Annotated in this window: 15 protein-coding genes and 1 pseudogene; 3 read left to right on the top strand and 13 right to left on the bottom strand. The window is 35.7% G+C overall.

All coding sequences use genetic code 11. From position 1 onward, the window contains the following. Window positions 1–148: 148 nt before the first annotated feature. Window positions 149–1833: pseudogene (locus EHR_RS14700) on the top strand (IS1182 family transposase). 37 nt (window positions 1834–1870) lie between these two features. On the opposite strand, the gene EHR_RS10610 reads toward EHR_RS14700, so the two are convergent. From EHR_RS10610 to EHR_RS10575, 8 genes are all read right to left on the bottom strand, one after another. Next, complete coding sequence (locus EHR_RS10610) at window positions 1871–2113, bottom strand: GlsB/YeaQ/YmgE family stress response membrane protein (RefSeq protein WP_010719097.1); 243 nt, start codon at window positions 2111–2113, stop codon at window positions 1871–1873. A 36-nt stretch (window positions 2114–2149) separates the two neighbouring features. Then, complete coding sequence (locus tag EHR_RS10605; RefSeq protein WP_010719096.1) at window positions 2150–2695, bottom strand: Asp23/Gls24 family envelope stress response protein; 546 nt, start codon at window positions 2693–2695, stop codon at window positions 2150–2152. 12 nt (window positions 2696–2707) lie between these two features. After that, entirely contained in the window at window positions 2708–2896 is a 189-nt protein-coding gene (locus EHR_RS10600; protein WP_010719095.1) for a DUF2273 domain-containing protein, read from the bottom strand. Between the two features lie 12 nt (window positions 2897–2908). After that, complete coding sequence (amaP, locus tag EHR_RS10595) at window positions 2909–3472, bottom strand: alkaline shock response membrane anchor protein AmaP (RefSeq protein ID WP_010737641.1); 564 nt, start codon at window positions 3470–3472, stop codon at window positions 2909–2911. Window positions 3473–4161: 689 nt separating this feature from the next. Then, entirely contained in the window at window positions 4162–4320 is a 159-nt protein-coding gene (locus EHR_RS10590; RefSeq protein ID WP_010737642.1) for a cyclic lactone autoinducer peptide, read from the bottom strand. Beyond that, window positions 4304–4900, bottom strand: coding sequence for an accessory gene regulator B family protein (locus EHR_RS10585; RefSeq protein WP_010737643.1), 597 nt, complete (start codon window positions 4898–4900; stop codon window positions 4304–4306). Before EHR_RS10585 ends, EHR_RS10590 begins: the two co-directional genes overlap by 17 nt. A gap of 150 nt (window positions 4901–5050) precedes the next feature. Continuing rightward, a complete protein-coding gene (locus tag EHR_RS10580) occupies window positions 5051–5755 on the bottom strand; it encodes a LytR/AlgR family response regulator transcription factor (RefSeq protein ID WP_010737644.1) in 705 nt (234 codons plus the stop codon). A gap of 2 nt (window positions 5756–5757) precedes the next feature. After that, window positions 5758–7044 (bottom strand): sensor histidine kinase, encoded by a 1287-nt coding sequence (locus tag EHR_RS10575; RefSeq protein WP_010737645.1) that lies wholly within the window; start codon window positions 7042–7044, stop codon window positions 5758–5760. A gap of 640 nt (window positions 7045–7684) precedes the next feature. On the opposite strand from EHR_RS10575, the gene EHR_RS10570 reads away from it, so the two are divergent. Both EHR_RS10570 and EHR_RS10565 read left to right on the top strand, forming a co-directional pair. Then, the gene (locus EHR_RS10570; protein WP_010737646.1) at window positions 7685–8176 is read left to right on the top strand and encodes a DUF2975 domain-containing protein; all 492 of its coding nucleotides are present in this window, start codon (window positions 7685–7687) and stop codon (window positions 8174–8176) included. A gap of 8 nt (window positions 8177–8184) precedes the next feature. Next, the gene (locus EHR_RS10565; RefSeq protein WP_010737647.1) at window positions 8185–8406 is read left to right on the top strand and encodes a helix-turn-helix domain-containing protein; all 222 of its coding nucleotides are present in this window, start codon (window positions 8185–8187) and stop codon (window positions 8404–8406) included. Window positions 8407–8513: 107 nt separating this feature from the next. Here the strand turns inward: EHR_RS10565 and EHR_RS10560 are convergent, their stop codons facing one another. The 5 genes from EHR_RS10560 to EHR_RS13580 all read right to left on the bottom strand — a co-directional run bounded on the left by EHR_RS10560 (window position 8514) and on the right by EHR_RS13580 (window position 18338). Then, entirely contained in the window at window positions 8514–8846 is a 333-nt protein-coding gene (locus tag EHR_RS10560) for an LPXTG cell wall anchor domain-containing protein (protein WP_014834635.1), read from the bottom strand. Next, a complete protein-coding gene (locus tag EHR_RS10555; RefSeq protein WP_243464868.1) occupies window positions 8836–12489 on the bottom strand; it encodes a Rib/alpha-like domain-containing protein in 3654 nt (1217 codons plus the stop codon). Before EHR_RS10555 ends, EHR_RS10560 begins: the two co-directional genes overlap by 11 nt. A 233-nt stretch (window positions 12490–12722) precedes the next feature. Further along, window positions 12723–12926 carry a hypothetical protein gene (locus EHR_RS14530; RefSeq protein WP_128479502.1) on the bottom strand — a complete coding sequence of 68 codons (204 nt, stop codon included), beginning with the start codon at window positions 12924–12926 and terminating at the stop codon, window positions 12723–12725. Window positions 12927–13521: 595 nt separating this feature from the next. Beyond that, on the bottom strand, window positions 13522–14352 hold the full coding sequence (locus EHR_RS14525; RefSeq protein ID WP_014834632.1) for an LPXTG cell wall anchor domain-containing protein: 831 nt from the start codon (window positions 14350–14352) through the stop codon (window positions 13522–13524). Window positions 14353–14369: 17 nt separating this feature from the next. Next, on the bottom strand, window positions 14370–18338 hold the full coding sequence (locus EHR_RS13580; RefSeq protein ID WP_014834631.1) for a wall-associated protein: 3969 nt from the start codon (window positions 18336–18338) through the stop codon (window positions 14370–14372). Between the last annotated feature and the right edge of the window lie 130 nt (window positions 18339–18468).

Genomic DNA, 18468 nt, shown 5'->3' with positions numbered 1-18468 from the left:
TTTTAAAGTAGATAAAAAAAGAGAGTGGGACAATAGTCAGAAAAAAATCTGATTATTGCCCMWTTTTTTTTTGATTTTAAGGTACACAAAAAGCACACAACCTTGTATGATTAAAGTGCCTAAACAAAAATCAAAYGGAGTGTGCCTTATGTTTAAAAATTATACCATCAACCAAACAACTTTACCACTAGATGTAGAACATTATATTCCAGAAACGGATGTTGCCTTTGCGGTTCACTCGTTAGTAGAAGCAATCCCGCAAGCGCTCTTCAACCAAATTGAACAACAGCTGGGACGTCCAGCCTATCACCCCAAAATGATGTTGAAAATTCTTCTTTATGCCTACACGCAACGTGTTTTTTTCTGGCAGAAAGATCGAATTTTTATTAGACGATAGTTACCGTATGCGTTGGCTAGCCAATCATGAACAAGTGAGTTACCCGCACGATCAATCGATTCAGAAGTCAGGAAACGACAGCTCAGCTTCTAGCAGAGGCTTTTTGTGTTGTTTCGCCGTCAACTGATAACCAATCAAGTGATAGATAATGAAGCCATCTTCGTTGACGGTACGAAAATTGAAGCAGACGCCAATAAGTTCAGCTTTGTTTGGCGTAAAGCCACCACTCGGTATGAACGGTTGTTAGATGAAAAATCAGAAGCTTTTTATCAAACGCTTTATCAAGAGGAAATTCTTCCTTGCTTAAAAGAAGAAAGTCAATCCGATGGATTGACGAGCGACCAGTTAGAAGAAGTCGCTCATCATTTAGAAGCTGAACTCCATGAAACACAAGTACAATTAACACATGAAAAATGCAAAGAAAAGCAAAGTCAACTAAAGAAAAAAAGAAGAATGTATAAAAAATATCTCCGACAGGTACAAACGGATTATCTGCCAAGAAAACAAAAGTATGAACGGTATGCTCAACTATTTCAAGAACGAAATAGCTTTTCAAAAACAGATACTGATGCCACCTTTATGCGGATGAAAGACGATTATATGCGAAATGGACAGCTCAAGCCAGGTTATAATTTACAAATCGCCACCGAAAATCAGTATGTTTTGAGCTATGAATTATTTCCAAATCCCACAGACACCAAAACATTGAATCCATTTTTAGACAGTTTTTTAGACCGACATAAGGAGTTACCGGAGTACATTGTGGCAGATGCAGGGTATGGTAGCGAAGAAAATTACATGTATATCAACGATGTTCTACATAAAACTCCCTTAATTACATATGGCAGTTATCACAAAGAAAATAAAAAGAAGTACAAGGATAATCCGTTTAACGTGGAGAATTGGCGTTATCTTGAAGAACAAGACACCTATATTTGCCCAGCGAATCGTCCGGTACCGTTCAAAAATTATAGTCGCAGAAAAGATAAAGGTGGCTTTATTCGAGATTTCAAAATCTATGAATGTGAGGATTGTCGGAACTGTTCAGTTCGTCGTCAATGTACGCGTGCGAAAGTGAACAAAAGCGAAAAATTCAAGTAAATAATAATTAGGCGCTATTTCAAAGCAGAATGCAGAAAAAAAGCTTTTAGAGGAGAAAACTGGTTCGATTTATCGGAAACGAAAAATGGATGTCGAACCCGTGTTCGGACATCTAAAGGCTCATTTGGCGTTCCATCGTTTCCATTTGCGTGGGAAACAAGGAGCAACGATTGATATTGGTTTGGCACTGATGGCATTAAATTTAAGAAAATTAGGAAAAATATATGGAGAGGAAAGTGCGCAAAACAGAAAAAATAAGTTCGATTTTGACAATAAACATCAAAATCGAACTTATTTTCTTTTTGAGAAAGAACTATTGTCCCACTCTCTTCTGATTTTATTTATGATCGATCAAATGATCCGATCAAATTCTTACAGTTTACGAGCAAAGAATGATACGACCAATACAAGAATGATTGCACCAATCAATGATGGAACGATTGCCATGCCCCCGATACTTGGTCCCCAAGTGCCAAGTAAAGCTTGTCCGATCGCTGATCCAACTAGACCTGCGACTACGTTAGCAATGATTCCCATTGAAGAACCTTTATTTGTAATAGCCCCTGCAATTGCTCCGATAATACCACCGACGATTAATGACCAAATAAATCCCATTTTAATTTCCTCCTAATTTCTTTTACTAACAATCAATTACTGAACACGTGGTTCAGTGTTTTCTTTCACTTTTTGTGTTCCTTTATTCATAGCTGCTTTTGCTTTATCTGTTTGTTTTGAAGCAAATTGGCCAGTTGATTTAGCAGCATCTGTCACTTTGTCTTGGACAGTTTCTTGATCTTTTGCATATTCTTCTTGTGTTTTGATATCAACTACATTCACATTCACTTCGATTACATCTAAATGTGTCATATCATTCACTTCACGGCTGATCAAGTCTTTAATTTGATCATAGATATTTTCAATATCTTTTCCGTATTCTACAACTACATCTAAGTCAACAGCTACTTGTTTTTTACCAACTTCTGCATTGATTCCTGCTGTGACGTTATCCGTGTTCACTAATTTTTCAGCAATGTTTGAGAAGAAACCGCCATCTAATGTTAATAAACCATCAACATCTTTCAAAGCATAACCGATGATTTTTTGAATTACTTTATCTTCGTAAGTTAATTCTCCACGTGAAATATGGTTATTCTCAGATGTCATTGTATTTGTGTTTTTGATTTCTTTGTTTTCCATGTCCAGTTCCTCCTAAGATTTAAAAAATTGATCAAATATTTTTGTTTCTTTCAAATAAAAACCAATGCCTGCACCTATAGCAGTCATGATTAATATTAGAAGTGTTTTAAAAAATCCAACTGTTATCCATAAAACAGCTAACAGTAAGCCAAGTCCCCCGAAGATAATAGGGAGCTTGTACGCTGAAAATATCTCTTTCATGATGGGCCCCTCCTATTCTACTCGAGCGTGCTTGTGTGCATTACTGTCATAATCTTCAAATCCACTATAAGTAACAGCTACAGCGATGTTTTGTTCAGTACCAAGTACTCGTGCCACTTGTTGTTCAATGTCACGCATCAATTCTCCTGTTTTACCAATTAAAGAGGATGTTCGTTTTAAATCCCCTTTTACATGGACATTGATTTTATTTTTTGTTGAGCGTACTCGAACTTTTGGTGAACCAACAAATTCTTCTTCATGTAATTGTGATCGCACAAGCCCTTCGATTGCTTTCTTGTCTAAAGTCAGTTTTCCATCTTTTTGTTTTAAAACAAACGTCCCTTTGGATTTTGGATAGAAAAGAACAACTAATAACAAAATAAGCACAAGTATAGCAAAAACGACAGCTGTCCAAAATAGATATTGTTGCACGTAGTAGTTCGTTATGACAAAAAATCGAAAACGTTCCAACTGTTCTGGCATCATATACGGTGCGTTGATCAACGCGATCCCTAAAAGCACCGTCAGCAAGAATAAACTTGCAAGAATACCGACGATCTTCCACCCTTTATTCATTCTCCACCTCCTACTTCTAATTGACCGTGATCACACATGTTATTTACAAGATTTAATAGAAAGCGCTACCATGCCATGCTAATACTAATAGCCTTTTTTCACTTTCTATGACAATCATTCATAAATAACGTTTCCCTCCAATAGACTGTGTTGCCTTTTTTCTATTGGGTATATTTAAAGGATAGTAGTCTACATTAAAAAATGCAAAGATAATGCTCAGTTATTATTGCAAAAAACTATCAGTTTCTATGAAAATTTTCTAATATTTATCGTTTCCTACTCTCTTTCTTCTTTCATATCTGTAAAAAACAGATAAAATTTCTTTCCAAATATCTTTTAAATGAATTATACTTAAGTAAAGATCATTTGAAGAAATGGAACGCTTTAGCCATGTTTTTGAAAAAAGGGGTGTTGTGAGATTATGGTAAAGAAAATAATTTATGCTCTAATAACTACCTTAATTTATTTAATCGTTTCTAATGCAGGGAATTTATTTTTTGGAATTTCAAAAGAATTTAGTTGGACAACGACATTATGGGAATCTTTTTTCTTTTTTATATTTGTTTTGCTCTTACAAAATTATCGAAAAAAATAAGTCTTAGGGTCAAAATAGCAACTACTATTTTTGATCCTAAGACTTATTCGTACAATGAATTCTTTTTATTCCACTAGTATTTCGATTTCCAAGTTTATTTTTCGATTTGTTTCAATGCATCAGGTACTTTTGGTTCATAAATAATTCCTGTACACATTGTTCCTTTACCTATAGCTTCTGTAGCAACAGCAATAGCAACAGTTGCTAAAATTCGCATATATTTTAATTTTCTTGAGCTAATTTTTTTTAACATTTTCTTCATCCTTTCTTTTTTGAACAAACATTAAAAGGGTTGAGATCATCATGCCTAACAACAGTAAGGTACGAATACGGTTACTTGATTGAACCCCACCAAAAATAGTTAGGAACAAACTGACCACTATCATCTGGCTCTTTCCATTTAGCAAAGAACTTTTCGCCGATTTTTGTGCGATCACTATCCCTTTGAACCACAAGATCAAGCAAATCATGAGACTGCAGATCACAAAGCTGGCTCTTGTGACATCTACAGCAAAAGTAGTAACTAGATATGGTAATAAGACAAAGAAAAATAGACTTAAGACCGTACATACATTACTATCTCTTGCATGGAAACTTTTTGTTGTTCTTCTCATTAGTGTAAATGCCAAATGGGTAGTTAAAACCGGCAGAATAATATGAAGACACCCAGCTAAACAGTAGATAAAAAATATCTTTGAACTAATTACCAGAAGAACAGCTAATCCATATTCCATTTTTGCCAAGTCAATTTCTGACAATTGTAATTGTCTTCCTATCCGCTTACTAATTGTTTTTGAAACTTTTTCTTCTAAAGATATAGATTCTTCCGACATTTGATCCGCTCCTTTTCATCTATATTATATTTGTTTTTTTATAAGATAGTTGGTTTTATCAAAAGTGAACGTTATTTGATCAAAAGTGCGGAATACCTGGAGATGTAATCAACAACTGGTTAATTTCTTGAACTGATTTACTACTTTTTTTTAATGACGAGTAGAAACTAAACATTTTGCTCCATTGGCCATAGTGATCACTCGTTCTTTTTTATTGATTTCTTTCACATTCATCAGATTAACTACATAAGATTGATGGCAACGACAAAATACCTCATACATACTTTCTACTTCTTTGATCTTCCCTATATACTCAATTCTGCGGTTATCTAAATAGACGATCAATTTATGGGGTGTTGGACTAGATTCAAAATAAAATATTTCATCGACATATAACTTTACATCAACTGGACCATTCTTAATCCAAATTTGGGGTCTAGTTTCCAGATTTGTATTCAAATAGCGTTCAACTGCGACGTCAATACATTCCGTCACTCTCTTTTGAAAGGTATCCATATTATCTTTAACGATGTAATCTATTGCTTCGACTTTGTATAAAAAAGTTAAATAGACTAAATCTGTATAAGTTGTCACAAAAATGATTTTTGCTGTTGGGTCGTAATCTCTGATTTTTTTTGCTAACTCGATCCCATTTAAATCCGTTTTTAGATCAATATCCAAAAAATAGATTCCTTCTGTTTTATGTTTTGAAATAAACAACAAGATCATCATTGGATCATCCGTAGCAAATTGGAATTGAACATCATAGTCTTTCATCAATAAATAATTTGTAATCATCCGAGTAAGCTTATTTCGATGAGCAATTTCATCATCACAAACAAATATTTTTAACATTACTAGCCCCTCATTCCACTAATCGTTATGATTTGTATAAAGCGATTGTTTTCAATTTTTGTTTCTAAAAAAACATTCTCGTTCAAATGAACAAGCTCGTCCAGATTCGTTAGACCTAGTCCTTGATTTCCTTTTTTAGTAGTAAAATTCACTTTTTTCAATTCATGTAATTTAGGAATACTCGAACGACATTGATTCATTAAGACAAAAAAACAATTTTTGTCTTCCTCCATAATAGTCAATTCAATTTTTCCCTTTTCTAAAAAGGCTGATTCTTCAATTGCATTATCCAGTATAATCCCTAGCATACGAACAAGTGTGACTGTTGAGATAGCGATATCCGTAATGGGTGTTGGAATCATTACGTTTACTTCGACACCCTTTTGGCTAGCCACGTATAATTTACTCAAAATAATGCTTTTTATCTCTCTAATTTTAAGATTTGAAATCGAAGCAATTGGGAGATTGTTTTCTTCAAAAATCGTTTCAGTAGCTTTGATACTTTGATAAAAATACTTTTGCAGCCCTTCAATATCCTTTGTTTGAATATAATCCTCTATTGAAAACAAAATATTCTTATAATCGTGTTTAAATTTTCGTAATGCAAGATAGTTATTTTCGATCTGTTCACTGTATTCAATCAGGTGACGCATTTCTTTTTGCTGCTCTCGTGTTTCGAATTCTTTTTTCTTGATAAAAAGTAGTACACAATAAATTATGGTAGACATTACACCATAAAGAACCGTAAATAATTCATTACTGATAACTAGGAATCTTGCTAAAACAGAAAAACGATCACTACAAATGTTAATAAAATAAATAATAATCGTAAAAAAAACAACGATGGCCGCTATTTTTAAAGTCGTTTTATCCCTAACAATCTTCGGTATGACCATTTTTTTTAGAAAAACAGTAACGATCCACAAACAACCTGTTCCTAAAACAGCTGTAAAAAAATCGCTGATATCCCACTCTAAAATTTTATATAGATATTTGGCTGTTCCATCAATGAATATGTAGAAAAATAAAATAATCGAAGGATAAAATATCGCTATATCAATGTTTCGATCAATGATATAGATACTTAGACATAACCCAGCCCATAAGATAACTGTCGCAATGATATTGATCCATTGATATAAAGCAATATAAGCGATTACACTAATAAACGAAAACAATTGAAATTTTTTATTTGATAAAAGATTCCTTAGATAACCAAGAGCCATAAAAACAGTGTAAAGCTGACCAATCAAAATTAGGATAAATAAACTTTCTTCATTTAATTTCATTTAAACTTCCCCTAACAACTTAATAATTTTATCTGAATTTTTTATCCATACTTATATAACAATTTATATTAGCGTATTTTGTTTCTCCACTCCCCACAACCAAACAAAATAAAACAATTAGTTATTTGTACACCTAATTTTAATAACGAAAAATAGGAATAAATTTCCCCAACCAATCATGATCTTCGTTGTTATTTGTGATTTTAGCATATTTACTTTAGATTTGGGAGGGTATAAACATGATAATGATACGTTTTTCTCCTTAAAAGTTCTGTTATTTAAAACTATCGTAAATGTAATCTAAATTAAATATCTTTTTTGCAAATGATATGTTATAATTAATCTATTGCGATAAATATTTTATGCGAGATTTTGATTTGTTTTGATGAAATTTAATCCCACTGGCGTAACTTCAGGGTTACAAGGATGTATTAGTGGTTAGGGAATACATTGTTTAAATGAGAAATAGTCCATTTTTAGTAATAGTTTTACAGCTTTAAAATATAATATGATTCGTTAGAACGCCTTTTCTTTATTGAAAAAGGCGTTTGTCCATCCTTTTATTTATCGCTTATCGATAAATAATTATTGATAATGAACAAACCTCATGCTATACTAATAAAAATTTAGGAGGCATTTTATGAAATCCAAACTGTTCTTTATCCAATTAATCGTTTCTGTTTTTTGTTTTGTTCCCCTTCTCTTGGGAACGCTATTAACTATTCAATTGAGTACAAATCCTACAAATCCTACAAATCCTACAAATCCATTTAGCAACTGGCAAACTACACTATTTATTCTAGTTCTTTACCTAATCCTTCTAGTGACTTTGTTGCTCAATTTCTTCCTGCTCCGCTTAGTCAAAACCTTCCCTTCAAAGGAAACTTTTACTAAAAAGAGTCTAAAGCTTATCAGTAAAATCCGATCTTGCCTTTTATGTATCACGATCCTTGCATTTGGTATTTTGCCAAAATTTTACCAAATAGCTGATATGAGCGATAGTCCAGGAATCCTACTCATCGCTTTCGTCTTACTCTTTATCCCTTTTTTTATCTACATCCTTTCAAGCATTTTGATTGATTTACTCAAACAAGCCATTTATTTAAAAAATGACTATGATTTAACAGTGTGAGGTGTCGAATGTCTATTATTATCAATTTAGATGTCATGTTAGCCAAGCGAAAAATGAGCGTGACCGAACTGAGTGAAAAAGTAGGTCTTACGATGGCTAATATCTCTATTTTAAAAAATGGTAAAGCAAAAGCGATTCGGTTTTCTACGCTCGATAAGGTTTGCGAAGTTTTAAACTGCCAACCAGGTGATATCCTCGAATATCAAGATAGAAGCCAAATGAGAGAGTAGCTCATTTCTTTAGTTGAGTGACACCAATGAAAGCTAACTACTTTCTAATCAATCTGAAGACCGACAAAAAAGCCCACGTCAGCTGTAGTCTAGCTAACGTGGGCTTTTTAATAACTGATTATCTTATTTTTAGAATTTTTATTTGCTTTTCTTTTTCTCCAAAACAGGATGATTCCCGCTAAACTAACAATCAAGACACCTGATACAGTAAAAACCGTATTTTTTGTTTCATTGGTTTTTGGTAAATTACCATTTTTTGCGCCACTTGTATTGTCTCCATTTGAGTTCTTTTTTTCTGAATCTGTTCCTGTGATCTCTTTATCTTCAGTCATGCTATCTTCTGTACCATCTTCTAAAGCACCATCCGTCCCTTTTTCCACCACTTCATAAGCCGCTTCAGTTTCAGTAGAAAAACCACCATAGGAACGGTCAGCTTTCACGAGAAGAAGTATCGATTTCTGTTTCAGGATCTAATGCAACCGTATAAGCAGTTTTCGGCAGCTCTTTGCCATTGACTTTAACTTCTTTCAAAAGATTTTTAAGGTCCACACGTTTCGTATCGATAACTATTTTCGCTTCTGCTGGTGTCACGGTAAAATCTCCTGTTGGTTCAAACCCATATTCAGTCACATTGTAATACGCATAATTGGAACCATAAGTGTAATTTCGCTCTTCTTCTTCTGCCATCAAGACATTCCCACTTGGATCGGCATGATACACTTTAATTTGATCTCCCACCGAAACTTTTAATGGTTCCCCACTATTGAATCGATTAATCGATTGTTCAATTGTTTGCGTACCGCGAACTTCGTATTTATATTTACTGCTGTTATTTGTAAAAACTTCAATCCCATAGTAAATTTCCATGTCATCATATTCTGTGATACGGTTCGATAAGTCACTTCCGTCTTCTCCCTGTAATGATCGGAGTTTGATTTGTTTGTTTTCTTTTATCAAACTGTAGGCACCTACAGTATCGCCATCTTGATTTTTTAGTTGGATCGTACTTCCCCAAGCCACTTCATAAGGAACATCCAGTTCAATATCTGCTGAGCCATCTTCTGGCTTAAGATTTAATTTGACTTCTCTTTTACCAACAGTAGAGGTGTCCATTTTAGAAAGTTGCGTAATCTTATAATTTTTGCTTTCCACCCGTTCACCATTGATTGTTATATTCGCTAATAGCTGACTCAAGTCTATATTTTGAGTGTTTTCCATTAAAGAAAAAACTTTATTTGGTCCTACAGTTTCAATTACCGGCATGGGCTCAAAACCATAAGAAGTTATGCGGTAATTAGCATATGGAGAACCATAGGTATAGTCCTTTTCTATTTCATTTACCAGTAAGACAGAACTACCGTCTGAACGTTGGGGATGATATAGTTTTATGATATCACCTGCTTGGACATTCAATTTTTGTTTCGAGCCAAAATTAGCCATTACCTCTTCTAAAGTCGCATAACCCGGTATCTCTTGCGAGTAAACAGATCGCCCTTCACGCACTATTTCAATGGAATAGTAAAGTGAAGAATCGGTACTAATTGGTGTCTTAAGATCGGTTTTTAATCCTTGGTTAAAGACTAATACCCGATTCGTACTGGAAGTTCCCGCATATAATGAAAAGGCCCCGGCTGATTGTCCATTCTGAGCTTTTATCAAAATAGTTTTCCCCCATTTGACTTCATAGGGAACGTCAAGCTCTTTTGACACCAGCCCATCTTTCGTATCAATACGTACCTTGATCGTTTGTGAACCAGCTACCGAAGTATCGAAATCACTCATTTGTTTGACTGTATATAAATTACTAGCCACTATCGTTCCATTGACCGTAATACTATTGATCAACTTCGATCCATCAACGTTACTGCTGTCTTCACCCAAGGTAAATTCTTGAGGCATCGAATCAGCCGCAACCGCTAAAATTGGTTCCAAGCCATATTCAGTGACTTCATAATACGCATAATCGGAACCCATCGTGTAATCCTTGACTAATTCGTCTTTCATTAATAGATTTTTCCCAACAGAATCGGCATGGTACACTTTGATCACGTCACCTTCATTGACATCCAGCGGTTTTCCCTCGTTGAAACCGTAGATGGATTCACGAATCGACTGATTGCCTATCACTTCATAACGGAACTTGTTAGTTGTCCCCTGTAAAATTTCAATGGAGTAAAAGGTACCTCTGCCAAAGTAGTTATTGACTGGCTCGTCTAATTCTGTACCTTCTACGCCCTGGCTAGCTTTAATCTGCCATTGATCATTACTTTTTAGTAAACTGAATGCACCAACAGTCGATTCTTTCAACCCCTTTAGAACGAAAGTATCACCCCATTTCACTTGATAAGTGACTTCAACTTCTTCAGAGACTAAACCATCTTTTGTGGTAATATTGACTCTCATCGTTTGCTTACCAACTGTTCGAGTATCCCCCCCATCGATAAGGTTGATTTTATACTGTTCATTCGAAGTTAATTGATCATTAAGACGTATATTTTTGATGAACTCTTGTGGATTCAATTGGTTGATATCTTCGCCTAAAAAAAATACTCTTGCGCTTTCAGCTGTTATTACGGGAGCTGGGTCTAAACCATACGCTGTTACACGATAACGAGCATTCTCTGTTCCGTATGTAAAATCTTTTTCTTCTTCATCAATCATCACGACCGAGCTATTAGCTGTTTTCCCTGGGTGTGTGATTTGGATGATATCATCTATTTTAACTTCTATTTTATTCTCTTTATCTCCGAAAGCATTCATAATTTCTTGTAAAGTTGCCCGATTTGTTACTTCTTGCGTATAGATCGTTCTCTCATTACGTAAAATATCCAACCGATAATACAGTTTAAATGGATCTTGTAATTTTCCTACCGCCACGTTTAACGGTGATTCTAATCCTTGGCGAATCGAAAGAGCTGCGGAGTCAGTATTTGAGTTACTGACATCAAGAGTGAAAGCACCTGCAGAATGGCCATCAATTGAACGCATTAAGATGGTATTGCCCCATAATACGTTGACTGTAGTGGTTCCTGTTCCTTTAATCCAGACACTCGCCTCAGAAGTTTTTTTCTTAACTGTAATGTTTACTTCTTTTTGACCAATAGTCTGAAAATTTGTATCGGTTGTTTCGTCCACGACCAATTCTAGCTCATTAACGTCTACTTTCTCACCTAACAGTGTCACTTCTTCTATATAATTTTTAAAATTTGAACTTAAAGAAGGGTAGGATACTCCTAATATTCGTTCTTCTAATGGTTTTAATTTAACTTCTAAACCTGGATTGGAGATAACTTCAATTTGTACTGCACTATCTGCAGTACGCCCATCTGAGGAGGTCGCTTTCGCCAGACAAGTTTGAACACCCTCTTGATTCATATCAGGGGCTTTGACCCATTCAATTTTATATGTAGACTCTTCATAATGATTCACCACATTAAAATAATCGGCTGCTTTTGGAACAGCACCATATTGTATGACTTTATGTTCTCCTGCTTTTGGTAACATCTCTAGCGGCAAAGGCATAATCGTAATCGGCACAGTGACTTCAAGTGTTCTTCCAGAGTCATCACTGACTACTATTTTCGCTTCTTGCACTCCTGGCTGACTCGTATCAGGAGACGTTTTCCATTCATATTTTACATTTCCTCGAGTATTCTCTACTGACTCAATATATTCTACAGCGTTAGGTACCTCATCACCTTGTTTAAGCGTATGTACGCTATCTTTTATTGAAGCTTTCAATTTCCCAATACTTGCTTCTGCATCAGGAAAATCTACTGAAAAATCAATTGCATCATATTCTTTAACTATCCCATAAAAGTAAGTAGGTTTATAAGCGATTTCCATAGGGAAAATCTCGGGTTGGTTTGGCGCAATTTTCAGACGAGTGAATGTAACCTGATAACCCCAAATATTTAATTGAACCAATTTCATTCGCCAATTTCCGCTTTTTGAATCTACACTAAAATGTTTACCTTCTGGAATAGTTCCATTATGTGGTGCCCCTTGAGGTAATAAATATATTGTGTCATTCTTTATCAGAATGCCATCACGAGGGAGATCAGGGTCATAAGCTGGTTCCATAAGACCTATCTGATTGCTATACTCAAAGTCTGAAACAAGTATATATTTTAAATTTACTTGTTCATCTACTTTATAATTTAAGTTAATCTCATCTACTGTAAATCTTATCCTAACATTCAAATTTTTTTCTAAATACGAAGAAGCTGTCTTCCTAAGTTCTCCACGTTGATAACTGGTTAGCACAGAGTCTCTAGAAGAAATTGTTGTATTTTTTTGATCATCTTCTGAATCTACTAGGTTATTATTATCTGCTTTTTCACTTGTTTTTTTTCTTTTCCCTGATTTGTTTTTTCAGTTCTTTTTGATTTTTGACTTATAGATCTGTTTTCATTTGTAGGCAACATCGAACCTGCTCCCACGATAGTCCCACTATTCGTTTGACCGAGTATCAATGCAAAAATCAACGCACTTTTCAATAATCTTTTTTTATCTTTCAACATAATCCTCCCTTGATTACTCTATTAAGAAAAAATTTTTCTTTCATCAAGAAGCATATAAGGAATTATTTTATCGTACAATGTCATATTTTACCAACAAACCAGGAAAAATAGACTTACTTAAAATCGTTATTTTTTAAATTGTACTATAAATGTAAAAGGAAATGAAAAAAACTGATATTTATGGGATTGATGAATCATCATTGATTTTTCCGTTTCATTTCAGATAGTAAAAACGCTGATTAATACTGATATTACAATAAAATTTACTTTAGATAGAATTGACCCACTCTCTAGATGTGGTTAATGAATAAATTTCAACAGGACGATTATCGTAGTAACTTGAAACCGACATGTACGTTTAGTTAAGCAGACATCATTTTTAATTTTGTTATAATAACTATAATTTTCGTTATACATACAGTAAAATCGTTGAAAAGCTATTTTCCAAAGCTTACCAAAGAATTTTTTTCGGATATTGATAGACGATAGCTGTTATCCTCAGACTTGTATAGAGCTTTATTTGTGCAAATGGTAAGCTCAGTGCCAAAAAAGCACTCATCAGAAGTTTTACGACAACTAATGAGTGCTTTATTTATTTCAATAGGATTATACTACTTTTTTGGTTCTTCTTTTGGTTTTTCTTTTTCCAAAACAGAAACATTCCTACCAAACTAATTAGTACGGTGCCTAATAAAGGGAACATTGCATTTTTGGTTTCATTGGTTTTTGGTAAGTTACCACCGTTTGCTTCTTCTGTTCCTTCACCTTCCGCGTTGGTCTCTTCTTCTGTATTTCCTTCCCCTGAACTTTCTCCTAACGCTCCTGGTGTTCCTTCTTTCACCACCTCATAAGTCGCTTCAGTTTCAGTAGAAAATCCACCGTAAGAGCGGTCAACTTTGACCACTAATTTAGCGACACGATTTCCTAAACTTGAAGTATCGATTTCGGTTTCAGGATCCAATTTCACGGTATAAGCGTTTTTCGGTACTTCTTTCCCGTTGACTTTCACTTCTTTCAGGAGATCTTTAAGGTCCACTTGTTTGGTATTGATGATTATTTTTGCTTCTGCCGGTGTCACGGTAAAATCTCCTGTTGGTTCAAAGCCGTATTCGGTCACATTATAATACGCATAATTGGAACCATAGGTATAATTTTGCTCCGTTTCTTCTGCCATCAAGACATTCCCGCTTGGATCCGTATGATACACTTTGATTTGATCCCCTGCAGAAACTTTTAATGGCTCCCCACTATTGAATCGTTCGATCGCTTGGGCAATCGTTTGTGTGCCTCGCACTTCGTATTTATATTTACTAGTGTTATTTGTAAAGACTTCGATCCCATAATACACATCTGCATCGTTGGCTTCAGTGACTCGACTAGCTAAGTTCGTTCCTTCTTTTCCTTGTAACGCCTGGAGTTTCAATTGTTTTTTGTCTTTTGTTAAGCCGAAAGTACCAACGGTTTCACCTTTTTATTTTTGAGCTGGATCGTACTCCCCCATTTGACTTCGTAAGGTACTTCCACATCCGTAGAAGTGACACCATCTGCGGTAGACAATTTCACCGTTAACATCTTCGCTCCAGCGGTATTCGTATCAAAGTCAGAAACTTGTTCAACATCATATAATGTCGTATCTAATTTTTGACCAATGAAAGTAACATTTTTGATCAAATCCATTCCATCAATATCACTGGCATCTTCGCCTAATGTCAATTCTTGTGAAATTGTTTCAGCTTTGATCTCAGTGATCGGTTCAAATTCTTGATTGGCTACTTGATAATAGGCATAATTTGAACCCGCTGTATAATTTTTCGTCAAGTCATCTCGCATCAATAAATTATTCTTCGCCTCTGCATGATAAACTTTTACGATATCCCCTTCTTCAATTGACAACGGCTGTCCATTATTAAACCCGTTAATGGCCTGACCCACAGTCATGTTTCCAGTCACATCATACTGGTATTTTATTTGTTCCGATAATCGAGTCGTCGGATCTAAGCCCATAATATTTTCAACGGTTACACCAGAACCTTCCTTCGGTTGATTTTCTGAACTTGCTACTACCTCGATCCGATAGTAAATATCGCGACCAAAAATGTTATTCACATGATTGGTTAAGACGGTGGAATCATCCCCTTTGCCAGCTTGGATCGTCCACTCTCCGTCTTGTTCCACAATACTATAAGCGCCCACATTCTGGTCATCTAACCCTTTAAGCAAGAAGGTACTTCCCCAAACCACTTCGTAAGGAACATCCAATTCGATATCTGCTGTCTCATCCGCTGTCCTCAGTTTTAATCTGACTTCCTTTTTGCCCACAGTTGCGGTATCTAATTCAGAAAGTTTCTCCACTGTATAGTCTTCATTCGTAACGATTTCGCCGTTGATCGATACTTGTGCTAACAACTGACTCAAGTCCGTCGTTTTAGTATTCTCCTTTAATGAGAATGCTTTGTTGGAGCCAACAGCTTCAATCACTGACATCGGCTCAAAACCATAGGAGGTTACTCGATAGTAGGCATATTGAGAGCCATAGGTATAATCTTCTTCCATTTCATCTACCATTAACACTGAACTACCTTCTGAACGTTGTGGATGATACATTTTAACGACATCACCAGCTTGGACATTTAACGTTTGTTTCGTCCCGAAATTGTCCATTACCTGTTGGAGAGAAGCACGTCCCGGTACCTCTTGTAGATAAACAGAACGACCATCTCGCAATACTTCAATGGAATAATAAAGTGAAGAATCGGTACTAATCGGCGCATTGAGATCGGTTTTTAATCCTTGGTTTAAGACTAATACACGATTCGTACTGGAAGTCCCAGAATGTAATGAAAAGGCTCCGGCTGATTGACCATTTTGAGCTTTCATCAAAATCGTATCGTTCCATTTAACTTCATAAGGAACCTCGATTTCTTTTGAAACGAGTCCATCTTTCGTATCAATACGCACGTTGATCGTTTGTGATCCTGCCACCGAAGTATCAAAATCACTCATTTGTTTGACTGTATATTGATTACTTCCCACTGCCGTTCCATTAATCGTAATGCTATTGATCAACTTCGCACCATCAACGTTACTACTATCTTCACCTAAGATAAATTCTTGAGCCATCGAATCAGCCGCAACCGCTAAAATCGGTTCCAAGCCATGGTCAGTGACTTCATAATAGGCATAATTGGAACCAATCGTATAGTCCTTGACTAATTCATCTTTCATTAAAAGATTTTTCCCAAGAGGATCGGCATGATACACTTTGATCACGTCGCCATTACTGACCGTCAACGGTTGCCCATTATTGAATCCCTGAATGGATTCACGAATCGACTGATTACCTGCCACTTCATAACGGAACTTGCTGGTAGCTCCTTGTAAAACTTCGATAGAATAGTAGGTATCACGCCCAAAATAATTATCCACCGGATCATTTAAGTTTGTGCCGTCCACTCCTTGAGAAGCTTGGATTTGCCATTGATTTTGATTCTTCAATAAACTAAACGCACCAACTGTCGCCTCTTTCAAACCTTTAATAACAAAAGTGTCTCCCCACTTCACTTGGTAAGAAATCTCAATGATTTCAGAAGCCAGTTTATCTTTTGTCGTGACTTTGACCCGCGTATTTCGTTTACCGATCGTGCTGGTATCAAACTCATCAAGAGGTTCTACTGTATAAAATTCATTGTCCGCTACCCCACCGTTGATCCGCACATTTTTTACTAGTTCATTCAAATTCGTTTGCTTCACGTCTTCGCCTAAAACGAACGCTTTTTCCGCACTTTCTGCCGTCATGACAGGTGCTGGATCAAACCCATAAGGAGTCACGCGGTAACGAGCGATCTCCGTACCATACGTAAAATCATTTTCTTTTTCCTTAATCATCACAACCGAAGCATTAGGTGTCTTGCTTGGATATGTGATTTGGATAATATCATTCATTTGTACCGTAGTGTTGTTATTAGCATCTCCATAATCATTCATGATTTCTTGTAACGTGGCACGTTTCGGCACCTCTTGTTTGTAAATTTCATTGCCATTACGCAAGATTTCCAAACGATAATAAAGACCAAATGGATCGGTCATATCGCCAACTCCTTCATTTAAAGGAGACGCAATGCCCTGACGAATCGATAGCGTAGCTGGGGCATTATTAGAATTGCTACCATCTAACGCAAAAGCTCCGGCGGAATAGCCATCAACCGAACGTATTAAGATGGTATTACCCCATAGTACGTTCACGGTAGTAGTTCCAGATCCTTTAATCATAACATTAGAATTAGGATGCTTCGCTTGCACAGTGATGCGTACTTCATGGGTACCAACCGATTGAAATTCAGTCTTGGACGATTCGTTCGCAACAAACTCAAGATCATCAATCGCTACAGGTTCCCCTAACAGTGTTGCCTCTTCAATATAGTTTTTAAACGTATTGGCTAACGTATCAGACGACTCCACCAAGGTTACGGTACGATCCTCAATCGGTTTTAATTTTAGTTGTAACTCAGGATGTGGCAGCACTCTCATGGTTATTGATTTCGTTATTTCTCGGTTATCAGAGGTTCTTACTGTAGCTTCCCACTTATGTATTCCTGCTGTCATTGTATTTGGGTTATTAGACCATTGAAGCGTATAGGATCCTTCCGTGGTTACCTCAAAATAATCATTGACATCTGGCAAAAGAGAATATTGATAGATTTCACCTGCTTCCTTTTTTACTGTGAGCAGAGATTTAACTGTCATCGTAAATGTTAGTTCTTTTGACCGACCTGTTTCATCTTCCACTAATACTTTAACGTTTTGATTTCCTAGTTTATTTGTATCTGGTTTTGTTATCCATGTATAAGTCACTTTTCCAAGGCTATCTTTCACCTCTACATAATCTTCTGGTTTAGGAGAGCTCTTTTCTTCGACCACATGAGGACCATCTTTTACCTCTGCCTTAAGCGTTCCTTTACTTTTAGGAAAATCAACGTTAAACGTCATCGGAACATAACGAGTAGTATAAGCTACCCCATAATCATGATTGATATTACTATAAGGGAACTTACTTACTTTGAATACTTCTTTTTGAGGAATAGCTACTTTTAGTCGCGTAAAGGTAACATATAAATTATTATCTGAAGGTGCTACATAATAAAGTCCATTAGCTTGATCAGACGTTGTAATTTTCATTTGCCAATTTCCACTTTCTGATTCACTAGTAACATAAAACAAGGCATATGTACCTCTTAAAATATTTAGAAGAGTGACTCTATAATTACTAGAGTTTTCCCAGTTCTCCCAGAAATCACTGAACTCACTAGAAATGATTTCAGCTCCATTCGTATTCCCACCTAGAAAGACGCCAGGAATTTTATAAGTAATTGTATCGCCTACTTTAAAATCATCTGTCGAATTATCTATCATAAGATTCAACTTTTTAGAAAGAAATTCATTTACAGCTTTTCCAATTTCTTTTTCTGAGTCAGTAGATGCCGCTATAATGTCAGCTCCAACAGGTATTGGTAATTCAAATGTCGGATTAGCAAAACTTTCA

The organism is Enterococcus hirae ATCC 9790 (assembly GCF_000271405.2).
Classification (GTDB): Bacteria; Bacillota; Bacilli; order Lactobacillales; family Enterococcaceae; genus Enterococcus_B; species Enterococcus_B hirae.
This window is presented reverse-complemented; position numbering and strand designations above follow the sequence as displayed.